The sequence below is a fragment of the Pseudomonas morbosilactucae genome, from assembly GCF_023241665.1.
GTDB classification, from domain to species: Bacteria; Pseudomonadota; Gammaproteobacteria; order Pseudomonadales; family Pseudomonadaceae; genus Aquipseudomonas; species Aquipseudomonas morbosilactucae.
The window spans coordinates 14,869-39,809 of record NZ_JALQCX010000020.1; the positions used below are offsets into that span (position 1 = coordinate 14,869).

Here is a 24,941-nt window from a genome sequence, read left to right on the forward strand (position 1 = left end):
CGCGTAAAAAAGCCCCTCGGTGCGCAAGCATCAGAGGGGCTCAAAACCACTCAGGCGATTGTCGCCAGCGCTTTAGGCCATCTTGAAGCGGCCCACCAACTGCTGCTGGAACTCGGCCAGGCGCGCCAGCTCCTGGCTGGTGATCGCCGTCTGCTCTGCACCGGCACTCACCTGGATCACCAGGTCGTTGATCTCATTGACGTTGCGGTTGATGTCTTCGGACACCGCGCTTTGCTCTTCCGCCGCCGAGGCGATTTGAATGTTGCGGTCACTGATGCCCGCCACGCCCTCGGCAATTTCCACCAACAACTCACCGGCACGCTCGACCTTGCTCGCGCCATCCTGGGCCTTGACCAAGGTCTCTTGCATGGAGGTGGCCGCCCGGTCCGAGCCGGCCTGCAAGTTGGCGATCATCAGTTGAATGTTGCCGGTGGATTCCTGGGTTTTCTGCGCCAGGGTGCGCACCTCGGACGCCACCACCGCAAAACCACGGCCATGATCCCCAGCACGCGCCGCTTCGATGGCGGCGTTCAGGGCCAGCAAGTTGGTTTGATCGGCGATGCCGCGAATCACATCGAGCACCGAAGAAATGGCATCACTTTCGTGCTTCAAGTCGCCGATGATCAGCGCCGTTTCCTCGGCCTGGCCCGACAGTTGCCGGATCAGCCCGATGGTGCTTTCAATCTCGGTGCGCCCTTGGGCCGTGCTGGTGTTGACCCGCTGCGACATTTGCGCGGCGTCGTTGGTGCTGTGGGCCACCTCGCGCACGGTGGCGCTCATTTCACTGATGGCGGTGGCCACCAACTCGGTGCCCTGGCGTTGCCGCTCGACACTCTGGCTGGTCTGCAGGGTGACCGCCGACGACTCTTCGGCCGCCGTGGCCACTTGCGCCGTGGCACTGCCAATTTCCTGGACGATGCCGCGAATCTCATCGGCCATGCGGTTGAGGTTGCGCGAGATCTGGCCGAACTCGTCCTTGCTCTCGTAGGTGGCCCGGGCCGTGAGGTCGCGTTGCGCCAGGTCGTTGAGTGCGCGGTTGAGGTCCTGCACCGCCGAATCGATCATGCGGATAATCAGGTACGACAGCACCGACACCGCCAGCAGCGACACGATCACCGCGCCGATGGTCAGCCACAGCGCACGGTTGGCGTCATCCCGCTCGTGCATCGCCAGGCCGCTGACGCTTTGGCCCAGGGCCTCCTCCACCTGGCCCATCAGGTCTATGCGCTGGGTGGCGAGTTCAAACCAGGCTTCAGGCTTGATGCCCAGCGCCTGGCCCATCGGCACCTCGAACCCCAGGCGCTGCAACTTGCCGACTTCGACCACCGCCGGGCTTTGCATTTGCTGGTCGAACTGTTGCAGCGACGCCGCCGGGGCCTTGCGCCGGAAGGCATCGTAGTAGGCCGTGAACTCGCCGAGGTTGCGACTGAAGCGCGACAGCAGCGCCTCATCGAAACGCCCCTGGTTGAACACCAGGCCGAGCACCACCCGCTCGCGGCCAGCGCGCTCTTTCATCTCGATGAACTGATTCAACGCGCCGAGTGCGTGAACGATGGTGGCGTTGTTGACGCTGGCTTCCAGGGAGTGGGTGTAGCCAATGAGGGTTTGAATGATCTCGGTGTAACGGGCGCCCGACTCGGTGCTGTTGATGCTCAGCTTATCGACCTGCCCGCGGACGACCGGCAACTGATCCAATGCATTCAGCACCTTGTCCAACTGCCCATTGCCCGTCGCGGACAGGCCGCGCACCACCTCAACCGAGGCACTGGAGTCCTGGCGCATCTGCGACATGCGCTCGCCCATGGACTTGCCACCGCTGCCCAGGAAGACCCCGCTGGCGCCCCGCTCACGCTGCAAGGTGGTGATCAATTGGCTCAACTTCTGGGCCGTGGCGCTGGCGGTGACCGTCGCGTTCATATCACGCAGCGTCTTGTAGTTGTCCACCACAAACACCCCGGCCAGGATCAGAAACCCCAGCAACGGCAGTAGCAGAATCAACAGCAGTTTCAGACGCAGCGGTGCATTCTTGAGCATTTCCCTTCAAGCCTCATTTCACATTAAATTCATTGGCGCGCGATGTTCCTAACCGTCCCTTGTTGTCCCTGCGCATGCGGCGGCGATGGTACGTTAATAGCCAAGTGCCAGCACTGAAGACGCCCCACTGTTTCGTTGCAATACCTTTCCTGAAGCGGAAATCTGCCATTTCATTGACTTGGATCAATAAAACGCCGCGCCACCCAAACATCTGGAGAACAGGGAAGCCTCCCCAGCCGCCACACATGAAACGACGGACCTTTCAAACCTGATACGGAGATCCCATGTCCTTTGTCCCCGCCTTTACCGATTTACTGCTGACGCACCTGCAGCAGGAAGAACGCCAGCGCATGCTCAAATCCATCATGGTCACCGTCGCCCCCGAGCTGTGGCTGAGCCTGGAATCGGCCGCATTGCTGGACATTCACCGCGACCGTTTCGGCCTCGGCGGCCAACTCGACGAGCGCGCCGACTACCGCCCCGCCAACCACCTGGCGGCACGCGCCAATGTCCCGCGCTGGCTGATCGCCGCCGAGCGTCGCAAGGTGGATATCTGGATCGAGGACAGCTACGCCGAACAGCCCTCCACGGCCCTCGAATTCAAGGTGGTGCACAACAACAAAAATGCTTTCTACAAAATCCGCGAAATCCGCAAGGACCTGGTCAAACCCATCCCGCGCACCTCGCCCCAGGAACCCATTGAACGCTGGGGCATCGTGCTGCTGAGCTACTCACGCTTTTACAGCGACCAACAAGGCGGCTACAGCTACGGCCAGTTCGACAGTTGCCAGGACTTCCTCGACGCTTTCCTGCGCGGCCTGGACGACAACGACGACTGGTACGAAGGCGCACCGCCACTGGAGTGCGTGATGGTCCCGACCCGGATCGCCGACCTTGAAGGCGCGCATTACATCGAGCCTGGGAAAGACGCTGGCGTTTATCTGGCGTTGGTCAGGTGTAAAACCTTACTGTAGGAGCCGGCTTGCCGGCGATGGCGGCCGTGCGGGCTTTATCGCTGGCTTTATCGCTGGCAAGCCAGCTCCTACGGATGGGGGGTGGTTTGAGAAATGGGGACGGGCCTATCTGTCCTTGCGATAACGCCATCTCGAATCTGCACGACCGACCCCCAATGTATACAGTTAGGATATGGGCAACTCCCCGCCCGGGCCCGGTGCCACGCTGCCGAACCCGAGGAACAATAAAACCGGAGACTGCTCGATGCTGCCCACCGCCCCTGCTACGCCCACGCTGCCCAGTGCCTTGCTGGATGAGCTGACCCAGCTGCTGGGCCCGCGCCTAAGCACCTCGGCCAGTGTTCGTGAACACCACGGCAGCGATATCTCCGCCCTCGACCCCATGCCGCCGCAAGCCGTGGCCTTCGTTCACAACCTGGAGGAAATCGTCGCGGTGCAGCAGGCTTGCCACCGTTATCGGGTGCCGATCATCCCTTACGGCAGCGGCAGTTCCCTGGAAGGTTGGGTGCATGCGCTGCATGGCGGGGTGTGCCTTGACCTGTCGGCGATGAACCAGATTCTTGAGGTGCGCATCGACGACATGGACGTCACCGTGCAACCCGGGGTGACCCGCAAGCAGCTGAACGCGGCGCTGCACGGCACCGGGCTGTTCTTCCCCATCGACCCCGGCGCCGATGCCTCCCTGGGCGGGATGGCCGCCACCAGGGCCTCGGGCACCAACGCCGTGCGCTACGGCACCATGCGCGAAAACGTCCTGGCCATGACCGCGGTGCTGGCCGATGGTCGAGTGATCCAGACGGGTGGCCGGGCGCGTAAATCCTCGGCCGGTTATGACCTCGGCCATCTGCTGATCGGCTCCGGCGGCACCCTGGCCACGGTGGCGGAACTGACGGTCAAACTGCACCCGATCCCGGAAGCGATTTCCGCCGCGGTGTGCAACTTCCCCAGCGTCGACCAAGCGGTGCGCACGGTGATCCAAGCCATCCAGCTGGGGGTGCCGTTTGCCCGTATCGAGCTGATCGACGCCCTCACCGTGCGCGCCCTGAATGCCTACAGCAAGACCCAGTTGCACGAGGCGCCATCGCTGTTTTTCGAGCTGCATGGCTCCGAATCCAGCGTCAAGGAACAGGTGGAAACCGTCCGCCTGCTGGCCGACGAACACGGCGGCCAGGACTTCGACTGGGCCGTGCACCCGGAAGACCGCAGCCGCCTGTGGCAGGCAAGGCACGACGGTTATTTTGCCGCCATCGCCCTGCGCCCCGGCTGCCGGGCCTTGACCACCGACGCCGTGGTGCCGATCTCGCGCCTGGCCGAATGCATCGAAGCCACGACTGCCGACCTGGAGCAAAACGGCTTGCTGGCACCGATCTTCGGCCATGTGGGCGATGGCAATTTCCACGCGGTGATCCTGGTCAACCCCGAGGACCCGGCCGAAGTGCAGCGCGCCGAAGAGGTGGCCCATCGCTTGGCAGAACGGGCCATCGCCATGAACGGCTCCTGCACCGGCGAGCACGGCATCGGCCTGACCAAACAAGGTTTCATGCGCCTGGAGCACGGGCAGAACGCGGTGGATATCATGGCCGCGATCAAGGCCGCCCTCGACCCGCAACAGCTGATGAACCCGGGGAAGATCTTCGCCCGCGGCACGCCAGCCGTTTAGGCGCCAGCCACCAAGCGCGCAAGGAAGGCTTATGGAAATCAGGCAACTCAAATACTTCGTCGCCGTGGTCGATGCCGGCAGCCTGTCCCGGGCCTCGCGGGACGTGCACGTGGCCCAATCGGCCCTGAGCAAGCAGATGTCGGCCCTGGAAACCGAACTCGGCGCGGTGCTGTTCCATCGCAGCAACAGCGGCATCGTCGCCAACGAGGCGGGCAAGGTGTTCTATGAATACGCCCAGGGCATTCTCAAACACCTGAGCGCGGCCAAGGCGGCGGTCAACCCGGAGCCGGCGGCCCTGAGCGGCTCAATCGTGGTGGCCCTGCCGCAAAGCGTGGCCAATATCGTCGCCCTGCCGCTGATGCAGGCCGTGGCCCGTACCTACCCCCAGGTGCAGCTGCACTTGAATGAAGAACTCACCGGCAACCTGGTGGACCAACTGGTGCGCGGCCGGGTCGACATCGCCCTGTTCACCGCCATCGGCCTGCCCTCGGAAGTGAGCTTCAGCCCGCTGATCGAAGAAGACTTCTACCTGATCCACCGCGCCGACGCCCCGCACATGCCGCCCCCCGGCGACGTGACCCTGGCCCAGGCGGTGGCGCAACCGCTGGTGTTCCCCAGCCGCGCCCACAGCCACAGCACCCGCGCCTTTGTCGACCAGGCCCTGGCCCAGCAACAGTGGCCGCCAGCGACCGTGGCCATGGAAGTCAACTCGGTGCACATCCTTAAAAGCGCGGTGGAGGCCGGCATCGGCCCGAGCATCATGCCGCTCAACCTGGCCCTGCGCGAAGTCGCCGAGGGCCGGCTGGTGGCCCACGCCATCACCCCGCGCGTGGTGTTCCGTACCCTGGGCATTTGCGTGTGCGAAGCCCTGCCCAACAGCAACCTGCGAACCCTGATCGCCGCCCTGATCGGCCAGGTGGTGCGCGACATGTGCCGCTCCGGCGAATGGCCCGCCACCCGCCTGCTGCCCGAAGGCTGAACCGCTGTTTTACCCATCGCTTCAACAACAAGAATAAAGAGGCTCGCCATGAACCCACCTTCCCCGCCGCCCGCGGCCCTCGACGACGCGGCCCTGCACTCGGCCTACCGCAAGACCGCCTGGCGCATCATCCCGCTGCTGGTGCTGTGCTACCTGGTGGCCTACTTGGACCGGGTCAATGTCGGCTTCGCCAAGTTGCAGATGCTCGACGACCTCAAGTTCAGCGAAGCAGTGTACGGCCTCGGCGCCGGGATCTTCTTCGTCGGCTACCTGCTGTTCGAAATCCCCAGCAACATCGCCCTGCACCGCTTCGGCGCCCGACGCTGGATCGCCCGAATCATGGTCACCTGGGGCCTGCTGTCGGCGGCCATGATGTTTATCGAAACGCCGCTGACCTTCTACGTGCTGCGACTGCTGATCGGCATTGCCGAAGCCGGCTTCTTCCCCGGCATCATCTTCTACCTCACCACCTGGTTCCCCAGCCAACGCCGAGGGGTGATGACCGCCCTGTTCATCATGGCCCTGCCGATTTCCAGCCTGTTCGGCTCGCTGATCTCGGGGCTGATCCTGCAACACCTCAACGGCGTCTCCGGCTACGCCGGCTGGCAATGGCTGTTCGTCATCGAAGGCCTGCCCGCCGTGGCCCTCGGCGCCGCGGTGTTCTTCCTCCTGCGCGACCGCATCGCCGACGCCCACTGGCTCACCGCCGAAGAACGCCACGGCATGCAAGCCGCCATCGACCGCGAAGCCGCGAACAAACAAAGCCACCGCCTGCGCGACGGCCTGCTCAACCCACAAATCTGGCTGCTGGGTGCGGTGTACTTCTGCCTGGTGCTGGGCCAATACGTCATCAGCTTCTGGCTGCCCACCATCATCCGCAACAGCGGCGTGCAGCAGCCCTGGGCCATCGGCGTCCTCACCGCCCTGCCCTACGCCGCCGCAGCGGTGACCATGGTCATCGTAGGCCGCAGCTCCGACCGCCATGGCGAATACCGCTGGCACCTGGCAGTCTGCGCGGGGATTGGCGCGCTAGGCGTAGCCTTCGGCACCTTCTTCGGCGACAACCTGATGCTGGCCATGCTCGGCCTGATCATCGGCACCGCCGCTATGATCAGCAGCCTGCCAGTGTTCTGGGGTTTGCCCACGGCGGTGGTGGGTGGTGCAGCAGCGGCGGCCGGGGTGGCGTTGATCAATACCCTGGGCAATGTGGCGGGGTTCTTCAGCACTATTGTGATGGGGTGGCTGACCCAAGTGACGGGGAATACCCAGGCGGCGATGTACTTTATGGCGGCCATTCTGATGATTGGCGGCGTACTGGGATTGATGGTCAACCACGTGCGCAAGACGGCCCAACTAGCACCCACCGTGTAGGAGCCGGCTTGCCGGCGATAAACGCGGACTCTATGGCCTGGGTGAGTGATGGTGCCCGGCGGCGGCGTACTCCGGCTTACGACCGCTACACGGCCGAACTGGAACAATCGCCGGGCCCCATTAGTCGCTTTCCCGTGAAGAGAAAGCGGCGTTTGTTCTTAACCGATGGGCACTCCCTCAACAGGCCATTTTTTAAATCAGAATCAGATCGTGTCCAGTACGAAATACAGCAGCAAAATACCGATGATCACCAGGCCTTCATGATCATGGGTAAAGCCCCACCAGGCCCCAAAGGCCAGCACGCAAACCCCTACCAGTACTAACAACGCAGAACCATACATCTTGACCATGAACCAAAACGACGGCCGTTGGCACAAATCGGCCCCCGTCGGAGCAGGTAGCAAAGGGTTAACCGTGTTCGGCGACAACAGATAACTGACGATCTTCGGTTGATTCGGGCGTTGCAAGGGTTTGCCATGATCGCCCTTGAACCAGAGGGTCTGGGCTTGGATCGCCGGATCATCAAGCTCATCGAAGCCGTCGACGCCGCCAGTTCCCACATCTCGAAAGCCGATCAAATGCAATCCCCTGCACAACCCACCCACCGGCCAATCCTCTGAGCTGCACTGATTTGCCACCGTCACCACCTGACGCGCCAACATCCGCTTCCAGGGGAATTCCCGAGGCAGCACGCTGCCTGCCAGGTACACCCGGTCAAACATCAGCGATGACACTTCAAGCAGGCTGGTACCCAGGATGTAGGTGCCGTTACTGTGGCCGACGAAATGAAACTTCACGTCGGGGTTACGCGCCACATGGTAGCTGTAGCGGTCAAGAAACCAGGACAAGTTCCGGCGTCGTACCCAGGGCAAGGCGAACTTGATTGCCGAAAACCAACCGTAGGTGGAGCGGTCCACCAACACCGGCGGCTCCGACCGCAGAGGCTCGCAGCGTGACAGCGCATTCAACGGTTGGTGCTGCACCTGGTCGGCCTTGCACTGTTGCTCGATGGCCTCGGCAATATCAGTGACCCACCCCGAATTACCATCACGGATACCGTGAAGCACAAACACCACCATCCCAGGCCCGGTAGCAGCCAGTTCCTGCGCCTGCTCAGGCTCACTCACACGCGGATCCGGGTTCTGGAAGACTTGCAGTATCCGAGCAAAACCCGCCACAGCAGGAGGCGCCTGCGGGTCGAACAGGTTGTTATGGTCGGCGCCCTCGATGGTGACCGTGTAGGAGTTGGCAAACGCTTCGGTATCCCGCACATCCTCGCGAGCCACCACACCGTCAATGTCACCCAAAAACTGCACGACAAAGGGCCGGCGCTCATCGTCCCGCTCATGGAAATGACGCATCCAGGATAGGCGCAGGTCGGTGACCACAAACGAGCCCTTTTCCAACTCCATGAGCCAGCCCAGGGCAAACCAGGACGGCGGTTTGAGCAACAACCACTGCAAGGAAATCAGCTTCATCAGTGCCAGGCCCAAAGCCCAGCAAGTGGTGGCATAAGGCCGAAATCCTCGGTTGATGGAAGCGAATAACAGCACCGACTCGACCTTATTCCACCATTCACGCCGCTGTGGATGGTCCGGATAAGCACCTGCCGCGAACAGGTAGGCATCGCGGATGATCATTCCGCCAGCGCTGTGCCCGACCAGAATGATTCGGCTGTACTCCTGAGCCAGGTCATCGATCTCGGCGATCAGCGCCAGGGTCAAATCCCGCACCCGTGCCGCTCGGAACAGATTCCTCAAGCCGCGTGTGTCGTGATGATGCCAATCACCGCTAATACCCTGCTCTCGCAACTTGGCCTCGAGTCGCCTCCAGGCCCCATCGTGATTACCGAGACCACCGACCACAATAATGAGTGGTTGTTCGCGCATGGAGCACCTCCCTGTGGGTTGAATCACGATGCCACCGAGCAGTGCTGGCGTCGCGCCAGCTTAGGTATAGGTTCTTTTCCAGACTCCGCGCTTGTGTCAGATGCTTTTTTTGCCGCTGGCTCGCGGCGCAAGGCATTGTGGCAGCGCTTGGTGCAACGCTGACGGCATGCCAAACCTGCTGAGCAGCCGCCCTTAGTACTCCAACCACCAATTCAACAACGTCTCGTTTCCATCGTCATCGAGGTTTTTATAGACGTTCGCGTAATACCACTGGATGCCGGTTTTTTCGCGGAAGCCGTCGAAAAAAACTGTTGATGTTCTCCATGCCGTTCTTGGCAGGAACAGCCAACGCTAGCGTCCCCTGGCACACCCCATCCAAGGTTCCGTTGAGCTCACGAATGACATCATTTTCGAGCGCCGTAATCACCGCCGGATCGATGTAATCGGCATAGATCTGAATACAGAAATTACCGCCCCGCTTCAGCACTTCGGCCGGTGCATCGGGATTGCGGATTGAAACGATATCGCCCCGCGCCAGGTTTTGTGCCAGGCCGGGTGAGGACAGCAACTCGTAAGTGTCCTGATCGATCTGCCGCGCCAGCAGCTCCTCGCGAACGGCGCCACCGTCATCGGCCATGTACACCTGAATCAGCACCGGTGATGGTTTATCCAACATAGTGAGCTCCACAGATTAACTGGCAGGTTCTGACCCGCCTCACGGCGACGCCTCAAACCGTCCGCTGCCTTTATTCCACGCAAACCCCGGCAACGTGCAACCACTCAAACTGATCCGCACACTCTCCCCCTCGGCCTGCACCTGCAACGTATCCACGCCCTGGTTCGGGCAGCCCGGCTCGGCGAGCGCCAGGGTCTGCAAGGGCTTGCCGGTGGCCTTGCTCAGCACCTCAATGGCCGTCACCCGCCGATCATTACCTTGCATGGGCAACTGGAAATACCAACGCGGGGTCGATGCACTCTGCAACAGCGCCGTGCTCAGCTGCGGCCACGAATAATCCGAGTTCACCAGGGCCACCAGCTTCAGGCTGATGGGCAGGGTCTTGCCTGTGCGATAACTGGTCCAACTGCCGCGCACCTGCTCCTGCTGGCGGGAATTCATCAAGTCATTGAACTGCAAACGCGCCACCGGCAAGCCCTGCTCGTCCAGCTCATCCATGGCCAGCACCTTATTGCTGAAACTGAAGGTCGGCTTGAGCCGGATCGGCGTGCGATAGCGCTGGTAGGCATAAGTGCCCTGGTACAGGGCATTCTCGCTACCCAGGGTCAGCACAATCGCCTGCTTGCCCAACGTGCCTTCATACACCCCATGGGACGCCTGCGCCGGCAGCATCCACAGCACCAACAGCCCTGTCGCCAATCCGCGATAAACATCACCCCACCCCATCAGAAACGCTCCTCGCCCGACGACAGAAACTCCAGCCGATCCGGGCTGATCACCCGGTAATAATCCCAACGCCGCGTGCGTTGATCGAAATTGATAAAGTCCTGCTTGCTGAACTCCATCTGGCCACTGGGCGAAAAGCGCAACGTGCCGTCCACGGCGAACTGCTCCAGTAACGGATGGCGCAAGTATTCACGGTTCTCACGGTTGTACAGGTAGTACTGAGTGGGCCCGCACCACAACCGGCCATCCGACTCAGCCAGGCGATAACGCTGGGCCTGAAAATCCATCGGCGACCCAGCCTGGAAATGCCCGAAAGTCAGCGTCCCGGTGCCCACCGCAGGCATGCACCACGACCCACTGATCTCCTGCACCTGCGCCCCCGTGACACGACTCATCACCCGAATACGGTCAACCCGCGCCACCTCCTCCCCGGCCTTGCGCGCGGCATGCACACTGAAATAGAAATCCTTGTCCTGCACCGGCTGCAACAACTCACCGTCAAAGGCATCCCGCTGACTGTCACCAAAACGCGTTACCCGCTGCAACTGCAACGGCTGCTGCGCGCCCGTGCGCAGATCGACAAACGAGCCCTGCAGCGCATCAGCACCTTCAGTGAAAGGCAGCAACGACACGGCCGCCGCCGGCAAGGTCGGATTGTCCATGATATTGATCAGCAACCCCGCGCCCTGGCGAAACGGCGTCAGCTCCAACGGAATGGGTAAGCGCTCGGCTTCAGTAAACCAATAACCGGAAAAGCCACCGCCGTATTGCGAGTCGTAGGTCAGCGCCAGCTCAACCGGCGTGGAACCGAGGGTGCCGCGGTAGGTGGTGGTGGGGTTGGCTTGGGCGCTGGGGGTGGTTAGGGCGAGGCCTAGCAGGAGGGCTGGGGCCAGGAAGTGTGGCAGGTAACGCCGCTTGCCAGCCCTTGTTTGCGTACAGCCACCAATGGACGGGTTCATGCGGGCGCTCCTTGCTGGGGGAAAGGGGCGCAGGATAGCAAAATCGTTCTGGTTTTACGGGTAAAGAAGAGGGTTCTTACAGTGATGCTGTTGGCTGTAATTATCTCAACGCCTAAAGTTCAAAACGTTTGCTGATGACTCAGAGAGAGGGCTTCGCGGCCCTACTAGAGAGAACTCAGAATCGACTCTGATTCGTAGCTGTGATTTAGAAACAGACGATTATGGAAGGCAGTTATCGGCCGATGCTGTTGAAAAAGTCGGCTTGTCCAAACGCTCGAGTATAGATGACTACAAACACGTCTTTTGCACGCCGCTACTTGAAATCAACGTCCGGAAGCATCTGCTGAGAATAACGATTTCAATCTCCTGTACGTACTTTTCTATTTTGGGAACGGAGTTGGACTTTTTCAACAGAATTGGCCGGGAGCTGCCGGTCATGGATGGTAGCTTTCAGACAGAATTAGGCATTCGTCGGCAGAATTTCTGCAAACCTGCCACGATCTATCGACAATATATGCAATGGCGTACGTTGCTATACCTGCCTACATTATGCGTTTAACTAGAAACAGCTCAGTTTCTTTAATACCCTTCGATCCTACTGCCACAAACTTCGTCTTCAGCTAGGATCTCCTCGGGTTAAATCAAGCACGAAAACGGCGACCCTTCCTTCTTGCGCAGACTTGCTGGTCGCGACGAGCATGCTCTTCAGTTCATCGGCAGTCGCGGGAAAGGGCTGGTGTCGTCCTGGACGCTTCAGCCTCTTGGTTGTGTGCAGTTGTTCTCCAAACCAAAGCACCAGATAAATACCACGTCCCTCTGCTCGCCAGTCTTGGGTGTAGAGAGCGTCAAGCTGTCTGTCCGATCCCATCCAGAGCTCCGGATGCCACTGCCCCTTGATCTCGATCGGAATCCGAAGTGTGCCAGCCGAACAAGTGATGTCAACCTCCTTGTCCGCAGCGACATGAGTTTCAGGATCAAAAGTGATCCCTGACGATCCTTGGCGTAGAAGGCCTAGAAGGTGATCGCGGCAACGCTCCTCGACGAATGGAGTTTTTGTGTCGTCATAGAATCCGCGCCAGGATTCAGCATCGTCACTCTTTATCTTTGCCTGGGTGATGGCTAGTTCTTCAAGTGCAAGAGTTTGTAGATCAAGAAGGGACATGGGGGGAAGACTGCGTGTTATCGCCGCAATAACAGCAAGCGACGGTGAAACATAGGTTGCTTCGACTCGGATGCGCTTCTGCTCTGCAATAACGACCTTGATCTCTTCAGAATAGCCATCGAAAGGTGCTTCTCTTAAACGGACTAAAGCATCGATTGCCTCATCGCTGGAATCATTACCAAGGCGGCGGATGAGTTGGACGATGAAATTGCTTGCATCCCAAAAGTTTGAATTACCTGACGAAGGCCCGCTTGGGCGTTCCACCATCGGCCAAACCGAACGGAACGTATTGATTACCCATTCACTCTGTTCAGCGTTGAGAAGTACAGTGACGTCTTCGCTAAAACGATTGCTGATTCGATTTCGTATATGCCAAAACAATTCAGGTTCAATTGGCTGAGCACCGAGTTGCGCTTTGATGCTCGGGAAATCAACAATGGCGCCAATCGCAATCCAATTGCGACGGCGCTCGTCGTCCATTGATATAGAGCGAAGCGCTGAGATTCGGCGTAACTCCTCGAATTTTCCCGAGCGGATGAGTCTATCAGCTAGCTCGATTTCCGGACCGATCGGCAAGTCTGGGAACCGCTCCAGCCACTCGGCGGCGAGTTCGGTGCTCATCGTGACGTGTGCTTGATCGTGCATCAGCGTGAAAAGCCCATCTACATTGACACACCGCTTTTGTAGTTGCGGCTCATGGTAGAGCGTCATCGCCTCCTTCCAACAACCACGAGTCTGAATGGCAGCTTCAACAGCCTCAATAAGACCCGAAACTCCTGCATGGTCGTCGATGCGACTACGGCGTAGCTCGAACAGCCCTGCCATTAAACGCTCATTAGTAACGTTATCGAACCCTACGCCTTGTCGCTGCCGTTCAGCGAGTGCGGCAACGATAATATACGTAGCATCGTACCGCTTGCCCTCAGTAAGACTCATCGCAATTTGCTGCGCTGTAGGTCGGGGTGGATCAAGCATCAGAAACGCTTCGAACCCGGCATGCGCGACCTCACCAATATCATCTCCGAGCCACTGCCCAATCCTCTTGTGAGCAGGTGCATCTTCAATGCCATTAAAAAGGTTCAGATAGGCTTTAGCAGGATCAACTATCGCACCGTAGTCACCTGCGCGCATTTGATCGATGCAAGAAACATAGCTACTCCGGTGTCCTGCATGAATGGCCGTTTGTTTTGCTCGACGCTTGCGCTCTTGCTCGGTCTGTTTGATCTGCCAATCAGGTATTGTCGGCTCTGATAACTTGTCGATCCATAATAGTAAATCTGGACGCTGAGCAGCAAAGAGTCGTGCAACGGCACGTACCTCTGAACCTGCTTCACTGTCATGCTGTGAAAGCTGGACTAAATCACGCCAGCGTTCGTCGCTGTGGTCTGTGGGGTCAAGACAGTTAAGTAGCGCGATGACATCTGTGTCAGACAGAGTAAAGCCGGTGGATCGATCGCTCAGCCGCCACGCTTGCTGATAAGCGCTGTAATCACTGGGCAATTCTAATATCACTAGCCGCTGAACAGACTGCCGTAAATTGTCGTCTCTCCGAATGAGCTCGTGCAATTTCTGATGAGAGTCACGTTGATATCCATCACGGGAGTGAAAAGGCTCTAGCCAAGACCAAAGCTTGTGTGCAGAGATACCACCTGCCTCTAAGCCACGAACGATTAGATGATAAGCAAGATCGGTCAGCACATTATTTCCAGGCCACTCATCACCCTTGCCAAAGGATTTTGCTGCTATAGCTAAAAAATCAAGGACACCTGCTATTTGACCATCTGGAAGATTTTTCTCTAGGTACATCAATACTCCGATCGTACGACTACCGCTTTCTGCATAAGCAACCACAAGACTGACAATAAAATTGGCATCTAATTGTTCGTAGCCGACTTCATCAGCTAGTTCGATTGCGAGCCGAATCGAAAGCTCATCTCCAGAGATACCCAACGTGTAGAGGACGGTCGGCCAATCAATGTCTTCATTTGCTTCAACAAGAACTTCACCTGCAATTTTCCTACACGCAAAATACGCTTGGGGGTCGAGAACAATTTTCTGCAGTTCACCTCTTAGGGCTGAGGCAATTCCACTCCCCTTTATTGCTTCTAGCATTAAAAGACATAGGTAGAATGACGTTTCAGGTGTGGAGATCAGTCGCCGTATGTCCTCGATAACGCCTGGACTTCTGAAACACCGCAGCGCATACGGACCCCAGTCGCGAAAACGAGGGTTATCGTTTGCCAAAAGCTCCAGTGATTTGATAAGCAAGCGAGCTTGGTCGGCCGTGAGTTCATCTGCATCACCATATTCAATCAATCCCATTGGGTCTGCGGCGATAACAGCTTTGGTAAAAGCTGGATCCATAGCAAGCCACGCATGAATGCCTCGAAGACTCGAGGGTACAAGCCCGTAGCTGTGAAAAAGTGAGAGAAGGCGTCTGCGTTTTTGTGGAGTATTTGCCTGCTTCGTGAACCACCGAGCCCCCAAGTATTCTCCGACGCGGCGGTGAATATAGGTAAACCGCTCGACGCCGTCAGATCTGAACAGACGGGTACCAAGCATAGATTCCAGGATCTCTCCTCCGGGAAGAATAGAGATATCGGAGAGTTGCACTTCACCTTCTGCGACGTTTGCTGCGGAAATTCGAACAATGGCTTCACTACCAGTTAAGATCAAACCGGCAAATGCGGCGCCCGCTGCATCAAGGCCAGTTTCCTGTCCTGCCTGATTACTGACCTTGGTATCACTATGCTCAACTCGTAAAACCTCAATGGCGCGCTCGAAGAGTTCGCCGCGCGTTCCAGGTAATGTCCCTGAACCCGCAACGCGTGCAATTAGTTCAAGAGTTTGCGGGTTACCGAGTAACCCATTGAGCCCTCGTGCATTGAAATGCTCGATCACACTTCTGGCCGAAGTGACACCAAGTGTGGCGCTTAGAAAGGCTGACGCATCATCTTCGTTGAATGGCTCAAGGTGTAACTCTACTGGCTTTTGAGGGTACTGTTCGTGAATAGCTTCAAGACCCGTGACGCTGCGCCAATCCGCCACTCGGCACGCAAGAATGAAGCGAGGGTAATCTAGTTTGCCGAGTTGACGCAGGACAAGATCCACCGCGTCTCCGTCCTTCTGACTGCTGACCTCATCCAGCCCATCAATCACTAAGACTTCGGCATTATTTAGTAAAGTTGTCGGGTCATGACGGTTGATCAACTGGCGTGCAGTGCAACGGAAAAAACCTGGAGACATCCCAAGCCAGTTGAGAAGATGTGTTTTCCCCATGCCCGCTTCACCGAGAATGACAAGCGGTTCAGTTCGCTTTAATAAGTCGTCCTGTGGAAAATGAGATCTACCATCGCTGGTCTCACACCAAAGTGTTCGCTTGATGGCTACATGCACTATCAAACTTGCGCATTCATTCATGTCGTACAGGAGCCTCAGTAGGAGCCTATGCAGTTACCCGGATACTAAATTATTGATGCCTAGAAGCACTACCGATTTGAGAGCCACGACAGCGACTGCATCTCTGCGAAGGGCAACTATGGGTCGCTCTCTGCCGGGTCATGGTTGCGAGGCGCGCTGCTCAGTTCGATGCAACCTGTGGTCAGGTCGAATGCAAACGGGTAGTCAAGTGCAGTGAAATTTTGCAGTTGTAAGTGATAGCGATTTCAAATCGGCAATAAAGGGTGACCTGACAAGGAAAAGGTGAGGTTTGCGTAGCATCCCGAAACCCAAAACCCACCCCCACTCACCACTCCACGTAAGGCGCTTCGCTTTCCATTGAGCGACTTTTCCTAGAGAATCCGAACCGCTTGCGCCTATGAGAAGCGCTGTCTAGGCTCGGTTCGTCACTGCATATCAGTGACCGGGTTTAGCAGCTCGTGTACTAGGCGCAAAGTGCCTCCTCTTACGAGGCGCTTCTTTTCGGCCCCAGTTTTATGGTGGCCGTGCGCAGGGCACCTTCGGGTGCGCCGGGTTCCTAGTACACCGGTCTGCTAACCTGCAAACGGCCGCCACCCTATCGTTTAGCAGCGACGGTGATGGCTCCTAAAGCTGTACTAGGAGTTAAACCATGAAAAAGCTTGTCCCCGACCCGCCCCTGACCTTACCCGGGCAATTCAGAACCCCCGAACACGATCGTGACACCCAGCGTATTCGCCTGGCCCTGGCCGCGAACAACGATGAGGCATCAATCCTCAGCTCCCTGAAAGACACAGCCTCCACCCCCGTCGGGCGCGACGCCCTGTTTAATGTCCGCGCCGGCATCAGCGCTGAAGAAGCGCTGATTCATATATCGCTGCTGCTCGATTGCGCGGTGCAAGTCAGTGATGAAATCACCGAACGCGCCAGTTGCGTGGAGCGTGGGTTGATTTGGTCGATGATTCATTCGGTGGAAATGGCCAGGGCCGTGGTGGATTCGTTGCTGGATGCTGGCAAGCCGGCAGAAAACCCTCAGCAGGTCTAGAGGAAGGAAGAAATGGGGTAAGACGTGACTTACCCCGGTCCTGCCCGACTAAACCACTTTCAACACCTACTCCTCTAACTAACGGAAATATCGACTGATTGACAGCAACAAAAGCCCGCATCAATTGGAATAATTGCTGGTCGCCTGGCGAAGCCCAGATTGACCTTGCAGCCCCGAATAATGGCGCAATAGAATCATCACCAGCACCCTGCTCAATCGCACCAGCGTGTGAGTATTTACCTGAGGTTGTTGTCCACACGGAAGAAGTAGCAGGGCTGAAATCGCTCAGCAATTGCATAGGTCAAGGAGACCGACATGGCAGATATCAAGGAACAAAAGCTGCTTTACCACCTCACTGCCCTTGAAAATTTAGGCAATATCTTTCAAGGCGGCCTCAAGCCACGTGCGCAACTCCAAGGGTTCAAAGACGTAGCTGATGCTGAAATTCTTAAAAAGCGACAAACGCTTGGACTCGAAAACTACGTCCCCTTTCATTGGTTTGCCGCGAACCCATTTGACGGAAGCGTTCAGGGCAATAAACGCGATACCCAATTCGTAGTCATTTCTATTCGCCGGTCCTTCGCGATTGAAAATGATTGGAAGGTCATTCCTCGACATCCATTAGCGAACGACGCCATTCAATTGCTTGACTATAAGACAGGCTTCGAAGCCATTGACTGGGATGCGATGAACCAAAGGGACTATCACGACCCACATTGCAAAAGCGTCTGCATGGCAGAATGTCTGTCTCCGAACGTTGTTTCTGCTAATGATTTTTTCAAGATTTTTGTCTCTAATTCGGAGGTTGAAGAGCATTGCGGGGCTAAAATGCGCGAAGCTGGTGTTTTTGTGCAGATTGGAGTGAATCCTGGAATGTTTCGTCGATGAATTACAGCAGTCTGAATCCAGAAAAGGCTCTGATTTGGCGGATCGTCCACCGCGATAATCTGCCCTGGATTCTGGACAACGGCCTGCACTGCGCCAGCTCTGAGATGCAGGCGCCGCAGTACGTGAACATTGGCAACGTTGATCTGATCGACAAGCGCCGAAACCGCCATGTGCCGATTGCTCCGGGCGGAATGCTGGCCGATTACGTACCCTTCTACTTCACACCCTTCTCTGTGATGATGAAAAACATTCACTCCGGGTGGAGTGTTCAGCAGCGCAGCAACGACGAGATCGTAATCCTGGTCTCAAGCCTGTACCGCATCCAACAGCTAGGGTTACCGTTCGTCTTCACAAACGCACATGCCTACCCAGATTGGACAGACTATTACAGCGATCTGGCGGATCTCGGCCAGGTCGACTGGTCTATCCTTCAGCGACGCGATTTTAAGCGCGATCCTGATGACCCTAAAAAAATGGAGCGCTATCAGGCCGAAGCGCTGATCCACCATCATCTACCGATTACAGGACTCCTTGGCATCATGTGCTACAGCAGCGCGATGAAAGATCGTATAGAACAAGACCTGGCTACCAGAGGTTTGGCCTTGCCTGTTCATGCGCGCCCGGGATGGTATTTCCAATGATCCGTTTTACCCAAGGCAACCTTTTGGAGGCCAAGACTGAAGCCCTGGTCAACACGGTGAATACCGTGGGCGTGATGGGCAAAGGTATCGCGTTGATGTTTAAAGAGCGCTTTACCGAGAATTACCGTCTGTACTCGGCAGCCTGCAAAGCCAGTGAAGTGGTAACAGGAAAAATGCACGTCACCGCCGTCAACGAGCTGGACGGACCTCGGTGGATCGTGAACTTTCCCACCAAGCGTCACTGGCGATCACCGTCGCAGATGGTATGGATCACAGAAGGTTTACACGATCTGCGGCGCTTTTTGATTGATAACCATGTTAAGTCCGTGGCAGTTCCACCCTTAGGTGCGGGCAACGGTGGTTTGAAATGGCCAGAGGTTCGCGAGCAGATTGTTGAGGTACTGAGTGATCTGGATGTCGATGTGCTGGTATTCGAGCCTTCCAATCAGTATCTGAATGTGGCCAAACGTAGCGGCGTGGAAAAACTCACTCCTGCTCGCGCACTCATTGCTGAACTGGTTCGGCGCTATTGGGTGTTAGGTATGGAGTGCAGCCTGCTTGAGATTCAAAAGCTGGCATGGTTTCTTGAGCGCGCCATAAAAAACCTGCCAAACGCCAAGAACCCTCTGGAGCTTCAGTTCGTGGCTCACAAATACGGGCCTTACGCCAACCGGCTGGAACACCTGCTCAATAACCTGGATGGCAGCTATCTGCATTGCAATAAACGCATCAGCGATGCAGGTATAAGCGATGTGATTTGGTTTGATGAAGAGCGCAAAGCTTTTTTGCAAACTTATCTAAAAACAGAAGCCAAAGATTACGCGCTCGCCCTTGAACGCACTGCTGAGCTGATCGATGGCTTTGAATCTCCATTCGGTATGGAGTTGTTGGCGACGGTCGACTGGTTACTGAGCCAGGACGGGGTTTCCCCGACTATTCCTGCCGTGCGCGAAGCCCTGAAACATTGGGATGGCGGAGCCGGCGCGGCTGCTCGCAAGAGCCGACTGTTCGACGATCAGGCGCTTGGTATAGCTCTCAAGCGCCTGACTTCCAGTAGTTTTCGTCCCGAAATGGTAGCCAGTTAGAGGCTACTCTTTTCTGTACTCAGGCTGGGGCGTAATGCGCGCCCTCCCCCCTCAAAAATGCACCTTCACCAACACACTCAACGCATTCTGATCCGTCTTGAACCCCGGGCTGTCTTCGATCCCATATTTATCCGACCAATAATCCCACTCCAGCCCCGCGTAAAACCGTTTGGCCTTCTGCCCCAGTGCTTTGCCCACGTCGTATTTAAGCTGCGGGTTGATGTGCAAGCTTTTGGCCACGAAGTTGGAGGTGCCTTTGGTGCCGACGTCGTTGACGTACCACTCCAGGTAGCCGTCGAAGAGGATGTCGGAGCGGCCCAGGGGGAAGGTCATGGCCCAGGTGGGGTTGATTTGCCATTGGCCAGCGGCTTTGCCGGTGATGCCGTCGGGTTGGCGGTAGTAGGTGTTGAGGGAGAAGCGGTCGAAGCCCGGCAGGTCGAGGTCGACGGCGGGGCCGAGGAGGTATTTGCGGTTGCGGTTTTCGCCGCGCTCATACGTGGCGGCGATCAGCACGTCTTTGACGATGCCGTAGCGCAGGGGCTGGCCGCTGATTTTGCCCAGGGACAGGCGTGGGGAGAATTCGCCGTAGTAGGTGTGGCCGTCGTTGCCGGAGAGGCCGTTGGACCATTTGTTGTCGACGAACAGGAATACGTCGCCCCAGGTCCAGCCGCTGGCGTGTTCGAAGGTGATGGTTTGCTGGGTGTCGTCGCCGGTGCCGTCGACTTTGAAGTGCTGGCCGTAGAGGTAGCTCAGGCTGTTGTCGTTCCACAACAGGGGGCTGGCTTCGGCGCCGACGCTGGCCAGGGCGCAGAGTGGCAGCAGGCTGCGGCGCAGGCGTGAAGGTAAAGGTTTGGCGATGCGGAGTGCTTTCATGGACGGCCCTTGATAGGTGATCGGGGGATATCACCGGCAAGGCATGCCCAGGTTGCGGACAGACCATTGTTCTGGCCCTCAGCTTGCGCTGAGGCACGACCCTGCCGGGTGCGCGGCGTGATGCCGCCAGAGCAATGCCCTACGCTGAGGTGTCCGGATTCGGACCCGTTCAGTGCTGACCGCTTCTACTCGACTGGGGACTTAGCAGGGGTCGTGCCAAGTGATCGAATACAATCTGAAACACCGATTCAGAACAATCTATAAACAGAATGAACACTAAATACCAGGCGTTTACGCACCAACTTGAAGCTCGCTCGCCGCTGTTCGCACCGTCGCGATTCATCCCGCCCCGCCTCGCTTTGCACGCTGATAGCCGAAGACCCGGGCTTGAGCGGCTGCGACGAGTTGGCACAGTTCTGGCTTTGGCTCCTGGCGAGTAGAAGCGGTTAGTGCCAGCGATGGCATAGGACATTGCTCTTGCGCCCCCTGTGGGGCGTACATCCGATCGGATGCTTGAACGCGGCGCCAGCGCCCCGGGCAAGAGAGAAGTGTCAGCCGTGTGTTCACGTCGTTGCGCCCTGGCGCCCTTTCTCTTCCCACGTTCTCTCCGACCGGCCTTCGCTGGCGTGCCGCTTTGGCGCGCGGCGGTTTTCGAATCGTTGTGGAGAACACATCATGAAAACTCGCTTTGCCTTGGGTCATCCGCTTCGTTCGCTGCTGGCCACCGCGCTGTTGCCCGCGGCCCTGGTGGCGCCCTCCCTGGCCCTGGCCAATGACAAGGTGGTGCTGCTCACATCCTGGTACGCCCAGGCGGAACAGGGCGGCTTTTACCAGGCCCTGGCCGACGGTTTGTATGCAAAAGAAGGCCTGGACGTGACCATTCGCATGGGCGGGCCGCAGGTCAACGGCATGCAGTTGCTGGTGAATAAGCAGGCGGACTTTATCGTCAATTACGACCTGCAAATCCTCAAGAGCGTGGAGCAGGGCCTGCCAGTGGTGGCGGTGGCTGCGCCCTTTCAGGGTGACCCCCAGGGTTTGCTGACCCATGCCGATGTCAGCGGCCTGGACGGGTTGCAGAACAAGCAGGTGCTGGTGTCCACCTCCGGCCAGCAAACCTGGTGGCCGTGGCTCAAGGGCAAGTACCAGTTGCAGGACAGCCAGGCCAGGCCCTACACCTTCAACCTGCAACCCTTCCTGGCGGGCGCCGACACCACCCAGCAGGCCTACGCCAGCTCGGAGTTGTTCCAGGCGCTGAAGACCGGGGAGCAGGCCAAGTTCTATCTGTTCGCCGATGCCGGTTACCCGCCCTACGGCTCCACACTGGTCACTCGCCAGGACGTGATCGACCAGCACCCCGAGCGGGTCCAGGCGTTTGTCCGGGCGTCCATGGAGGGCTGGAAGCGCTACCTGGACAACCCCAGCGCCAACCCTTTGATCAAGGCCGACAACCCGAACATGAGCGATGAGCTGCTGGCTTGGGGTCTGTCGACCCTCAAGCAATACCGCCTGGTGACCGGGGGCGATGCCGCCACCCAGGGCATCGGCGTGATGAGCGATGCGCGCTGGCAAGCCACCCGCAACTTTATGGTTGAGGCCGGCCTGCTGGGTGCCGATGCGCCCTGGCAAAAGGCCTATACCACGCGCTTCGTCCAGGACTTGAAGGTGCTGCCCGCCGCCGAACAGGCCGCCAGCCGTTAACCACGTCCTACCAACCTGAATAGCCACGAAGCCAGGCCCCAGAGCCGGCTCGACGATGACCCTGAGGACACTTGTTATGTTGGTAACCAAACAACCTGTACTGCGCCGTTTCTGGTACGCCCTACTGCCCATGTCCGCCCTGGACGCCGGGCCACAGCCCTTTACGTTGTTGGGCGAAGCCCTGGTGCTGTGGAAGCGCCCCGACGGCACTCCGGTGGCCATGCGCGACCGCTGCTGCCACCGCACCGCCAAGCTGTCCAAGGGTTTTGTCAGCGAAGACGGCAACATCGCCTGCGGCTACCACGGCTGGGAATACGACTGCACGGGCACCTGCGTGAAGATCCCGCAAAACCCCGCCGGCATGATCCCCCCGGGCGCTTCGGTGCAGGCCTTTCACTGCCAGGAAAAGTACGGCTACGCCTGGGTCGCCCTCGACGACCCACTACAACCCATCCCCGAGTTCCCCGAGGACGGCGCCCCGGGCTACCGGCGCATCTTCCAGTTTTATGAAGAGTGGAAAACCAGCCCGTTGCGGGTCATGGAAAACTCCTTCGACAACTCGCACTTTTCCTTTGTGCACAAGGCCAACTTCGGCCTGTTCGACCAGCCGCAACCGGCGGGCTACGAGTTCCGCGAAACCGACTACGGCTTCGAAGCGGAAACCCGGGTGCCGATCCGCAACCCCGAAGAAAGCTTTCGCATCACTGGCAGCACCGAGCCCATCACCCAACGCCACCTGATTAACCGCTATTACCTGCCCTTCTCCCGGCGCTTTGGCTGCATGTACCCGGACAGCGGCATCCACCACATCATCTACAACTGCGCCACGCCCATGGAGGACGGGCGGCTGATGCTGGTGCAGTGGCTGTATCGCAATGACAGCGAGGAACAGTGTTCGACCCAGGAACTGATCGACTGGGACGCGGCGATCACCGCCGAGGACCGGGACATTCTCGAAGCCACCGACTACGACGCTTGTGTCGACACCCGGCGCCGGGTGGAGCTGCACATGCCCTCGGACAAGCCCGGGCTGGTGATTCGCCGGCAACTGCTGGGCCTGCTCGAAGCCCATGGCGAAAGCGAAGTGTTCCTCAGCCACTGACCGCGCCCCGGTGCGCCGGGGCTTTTCCAGCCGCTCATGACCCCAGGGGAGAGCGCGATGTTGATGCAGACCATGACCCCGGCCAACGCCCAGCCACAGGCGTTGCCCGCTGCCGACAGCGTTGGCGTGCAAACGCCGCTGTTCGCCAACCAAGTGGAAAAAACCTACAGCAACGGCACCCACGCCTTGAGTAGGGTCAAGCTGGCGATCCAGCGCGGCGAGTTCGTGTCGCTGCTCGGCCCGTCGGGCTGCGGCAAAAGCACCTTGCTGAAGATGTTCGCCGGCCTGGAGCAACCCTCCGCCGGCCACGTGCGTTGGTGGGGCAAGGACCGCCCGGCCACCCACACCCCGGGGCGCAGCCTAGCCATGGTGTTCCAGGAGGCCACCCTGATGCCCTGGGCCCGGGTCAGCGACAACGTGCGCCTGCCCCTGGATCTTTCCGGCATGCCCAAGGAACAGAGCCAGCCCAAGGTCGATGCGGCCCTGGCGCTGGTGGGCCTGGGCGGCTTCAGCCAGGTGTACCCACGGGAGTTGTCCGGCGGCATGCAGATGCGCGCCTCCATCGCCCGGGCCCTGGCCACCGAGCCCAACCTGCTGTTGATGGACGAGCCCTTCGGCGCCCTGGACGAGTTCACCCGCAACAAGCTCGACAGCGACCTGCGCCAACTCTGGGCCAGCCGCGACCTGACTGTGGTGTTTGTCACCCACAGCATTTTCGAGGCGGTGTACCTGTCGTCGCGGGTGGTGGTGATGGGCGCGCGACCGGGGCGGGTGATCGCCGATGTAGCGATCGACGGCCCACTGCATCGGGACGAGGCCTACCGCACCTCCCCGGCCTTTATCGAACAGTGCGCCCACCTGTCCCGGCTGCTGGCCCAGGCCAATGGCGACCCTTGCTGAGTCCAATTCGAGAGCCCGATCATGAGCCCATCCTTTACTCCCTGGTTGCGTCACCCCACGGTCTTGCGCATCGTCTCGCCGCTGTTGCTCGGCGCCGTGTTGCTGGGCCTGTGGCAATTGGCTTGCGTGGCCTGGCAGGTGCCGGTGTACCTGGTGCCGTCCCCGGCCGACATCGGCCGCACCCTGGTCAGCGATGGCCCGATGCTGTTTGGCGCGTTGTGGATGACCCTGAAGATCACCTTCTTCTCGTTCGCCCTGGCGGTGCTGATCGGCACCCTGGCGGCCTTTGTCTTTGTGCAGAGCCGGGTGCTGGAAGCCAGCCTGTTTCCCTACGCCATCCTGTTACAGGTCACCCCGGTGGTGGCGGTGGCGCCGCTGATCATCATCTGGTGCAGCAACACCACGGTGGCGCTGGTGATTTGCGCGACCCTGGTGGCGATCTTCCCGATCATCGCCAACACCGTGCTCGGCCTGCGCAGCGTCAACCCCGGCCTGCTCAACCTGTTCCGCCTGAACCGCGCCAGCCGCTGGCAGGTGTTGCTGCGCCTGCGCATTCCCAGTGCCCTGCCGTGCTTCTTTGCCGGGCTGCGGATTGCCAGCGGGCTGGCGCTGATTGGCGCGGTGGTGGCGGAGTTCGTCGCCGGCACCGGCGGTACCGGCGCCGGGCTGGCGTACCAGATTCTCCAGGCCGGCTTTCAACTGAATATTCCCCGGCTGTTTGCCGCCCTGGTGCTGATCGCCCTGACCGGTGTCGCGCTGTTCAGCCTGATGGCGCTACTCGCCCGCCTGAGCCTGCGCAATTGGCACGACAGCGAGATTGGCTAACCTTTTGAGTCCGCCGCAGACGCGGCCCATGGAGCTT

18 protein-coding genes and 1 pseudogene are annotated in these 24,941 nt (G+C 58.8%); 12 read left to right on the plus strand and 7 right to left on the minus strand.

All coding sequences use genetic code 11. From position 1 onward, the window contains the following. Positions 1 to 72: 72 nt before the first annotated feature. Positions 73 to 2,034 carry a methyl-accepting chemotaxis protein gene (locus M1B35_RS12540; RefSeq protein WP_268262056.1) on the minus strand — a complete coding sequence of 654 codons (1,962 nt, stop codon included), beginning with the start codon at positions 2,032 to 2,034 and terminating at the stop codon, positions 73 to 75. A gap of 284 nt (positions 2,035 to 2,318) precedes the next feature. On the opposite strand from M1B35_RS12540, the gene M1B35_RS12545 reads away from it, so the two are divergent. The 4 genes from M1B35_RS12545 to M1B35_RS12560 all read left to right on the plus strand — a co-directional run bounded on the left by M1B35_RS12545 (position 2,319) and on the right by M1B35_RS12560 (position 7,018). Continuing rightward, entirely contained in the window at positions 2,319 to 3,008 is a 690-nt protein-coding gene (locus tag M1B35_RS12545) for a hypothetical protein (RefSeq protein ID WP_268262057.1), read from the plus strand. 244 nt (positions 3,009 to 3,252) lie between these two features. Further along, the gene (locus tag M1B35_RS12550) at positions 3,253 to 4,668 is read left to right on the plus strand and encodes an FAD-binding oxidoreductase (RefSeq protein WP_268262058.1); all 1,416 of its coding nucleotides are present in this window, start codon (positions 3,253 to 3,255) and stop codon (positions 4,666 to 4,668) included. Positions 4,669 to 4,699: 31 nt separating this feature from the next. Then, positions 4,700 to 5,647: a LysR family transcriptional regulator gene (locus M1B35_RS12555; protein WP_268262059.1), complete on the plus strand. Its 948-nt coding sequence runs from the start codon at positions 4,700 to 4,702 to the stop codon at positions 5,645 to 5,647. A gap of 48 nt (positions 5,648 to 5,695) precedes the next feature. Then, the gene (locus M1B35_RS12560; protein WP_268262060.1) at positions 5,696 to 7,018 is read left to right on the plus strand and encodes an MFS transporter; all 1,323 of its coding nucleotides are present in this window, start codon (positions 5,696 to 5,698) and stop codon (positions 7,016 to 7,018) included. Positions 7,019 to 7,221: 203 nt separating this feature from the next. Here the strand turns inward: M1B35_RS12560 and M1B35_RS12565 are convergent, their stop codons facing one another. From M1B35_RS12565 to M1B35_RS12585, 5 genes and pseudogenes are all read right to left on the minus strand, one after another. Then, on the minus strand, positions 7,222 to 8,907 hold the full coding sequence (locus tag M1B35_RS12565; protein ID WP_268262061.1) for an alpha/beta hydrolase: 1,686 nt from the start codon (positions 8,905 to 8,907) through the stop codon (positions 7,222 to 7,224). A 192-nt stretch (positions 8,908 to 9,099) separates the two neighbouring features. Continuing rightward, positions 9,100 to 9,583: pseudogene (locus M1B35_RS12570) on the minus strand (DUF4265 domain-containing protein). A gap of 39 nt (positions 9,584 to 9,622) precedes the next feature. Further along, positions 9,623 to 10,309, minus strand: a complete 687-nt coding sequence (locus M1B35_RS12575; RefSeq protein WP_268262062.1) for a hypothetical protein — start codon at positions 10,307 to 10,309, stop codon at positions 9,623 to 9,625. Beyond that, positions 10,309 to 11,268, minus strand: coding sequence for a hypothetical protein (locus M1B35_RS12580; RefSeq protein ID WP_268262063.1), 960 nt, complete (start codon positions 11,266 to 11,268; stop codon positions 10,309 to 10,311). The genes M1B35_RS12575 and M1B35_RS12580 overlap by 1 nt, the downstream gene beginning before the upstream one ends. A 616-nt stretch (positions 11,269 to 11,884) precedes the next feature. Then, complete coding sequence (locus M1B35_RS12585; RefSeq protein ID WP_268262064.1) at positions 11,885 to 15,850, minus strand: NACHT domain-containing protein; 3,966 nt, start codon at positions 15,848 to 15,850, stop codon at positions 11,885 to 11,887. Between the two features lie 649 nt (positions 15,851 to 16,499). Between M1B35_RS12585 and M1B35_RS12590 the strand changes: the two genes are divergently transcribed. From M1B35_RS12590 to darG, 4 genes are all read left to right on the plus strand, one after another. Then, positions 16,500 to 16,892 carry a DUF3077 domain-containing protein gene (locus M1B35_RS12590; RefSeq protein WP_268262065.1) on the plus strand — a complete coding sequence of 131 codons (393 nt, stop codon included), beginning with the start codon at positions 16,500 to 16,502 and terminating at the stop codon, positions 16,890 to 16,892. A gap of 315 nt (positions 16,893 to 17,207) precedes the next feature. Next, complete coding sequence (locus M1B35_RS12595) at positions 17,208 to 17,780, plus strand: DarT ssDNA thymidine ADP-ribosyltransferase family protein (RefSeq protein ID WP_268262066.1); 573 nt, start codon at positions 17,208 to 17,210, stop codon at positions 17,778 to 17,780. Then, complete coding sequence (darT, locus tag M1B35_RS12600) at positions 17,777 to 18,421, plus strand: type II toxin-antitoxin system toxin DNA ADP-ribosyl transferase DarT (RefSeq protein WP_268262067.1); 645 nt, start codon at positions 17,777 to 17,779, stop codon at positions 18,419 to 18,421. Before M1B35_RS12595 ends, darT begins: the two co-directional genes overlap by 4 nt. Next, positions 18,418 to 19,506 carry a type II toxin-antitoxin system antitoxin DNA ADP-ribosyl glycohydrolase DarG gene (gene darG, locus M1B35_RS12605; protein WP_268262068.1) on the plus strand — a complete coding sequence of 363 codons (1,089 nt, stop codon included), beginning with the start codon at positions 18,418 to 18,420 and terminating at the stop codon, positions 19,504 to 19,506. Before darT ends, darG begins: the two co-directional genes overlap by 4 nt. A 51-nt stretch (positions 19,507 to 19,557) precedes the next feature. On the opposite strand, the gene M1B35_RS12610 is transcribed toward darG, so the two are convergent. Then, entirely contained in the window at positions 19,558 to 20,379 is an 822-nt protein-coding gene (locus M1B35_RS12610; RefSeq protein ID WP_268262069.1) for an outer membrane protein OmpK, read from the minus strand. A 675-nt stretch (positions 20,380 to 21,054) separates the two neighbouring features. Between M1B35_RS12610 and M1B35_RS12615 the strand changes: the two genes are divergently transcribed. The 4 genes from M1B35_RS12615 (at position 21,055) to M1B35_RS12630 (ending at position 24,904) form a co-directional block, all read left to right on the plus strand. After that, entirely contained in the window at positions 21,055 to 22,077 is a 1,023-nt protein-coding gene (locus M1B35_RS12615; RefSeq protein ID WP_268262070.1) for an ABC transporter substrate-binding protein, read from the plus strand. 76 nt (positions 22,078 to 22,153) lie between these two features. Then, a complete protein-coding gene (locus M1B35_RS12620; protein ID WP_122284082.1) occupies positions 22,154 to 23,179 on the plus strand; it encodes an aromatic ring-hydroxylating dioxygenase subunit alpha in 1,026 nt (341 codons plus the stop codon). Between the two features lie 57 nt (positions 23,180 to 23,236). Continuing rightward, positions 23,237 to 24,079, plus strand: coding sequence for an ABC transporter ATP-binding protein (locus M1B35_RS12625; RefSeq protein ID WP_268262071.1), 843 nt, complete (start codon positions 23,237 to 23,239; stop codon positions 24,077 to 24,079). A 96-nt stretch (positions 24,080 to 24,175) separates the two neighbouring features. Next, positions 24,176 to 24,904, plus strand: a complete 729-nt coding sequence (locus tag M1B35_RS12630; RefSeq protein WP_185039400.1) for an ABC transporter permease subunit — start codon at positions 24,176 to 24,178, stop codon at positions 24,902 to 24,904. Positions 24,905 to 24,941 lie beyond the last annotated feature (37 nt).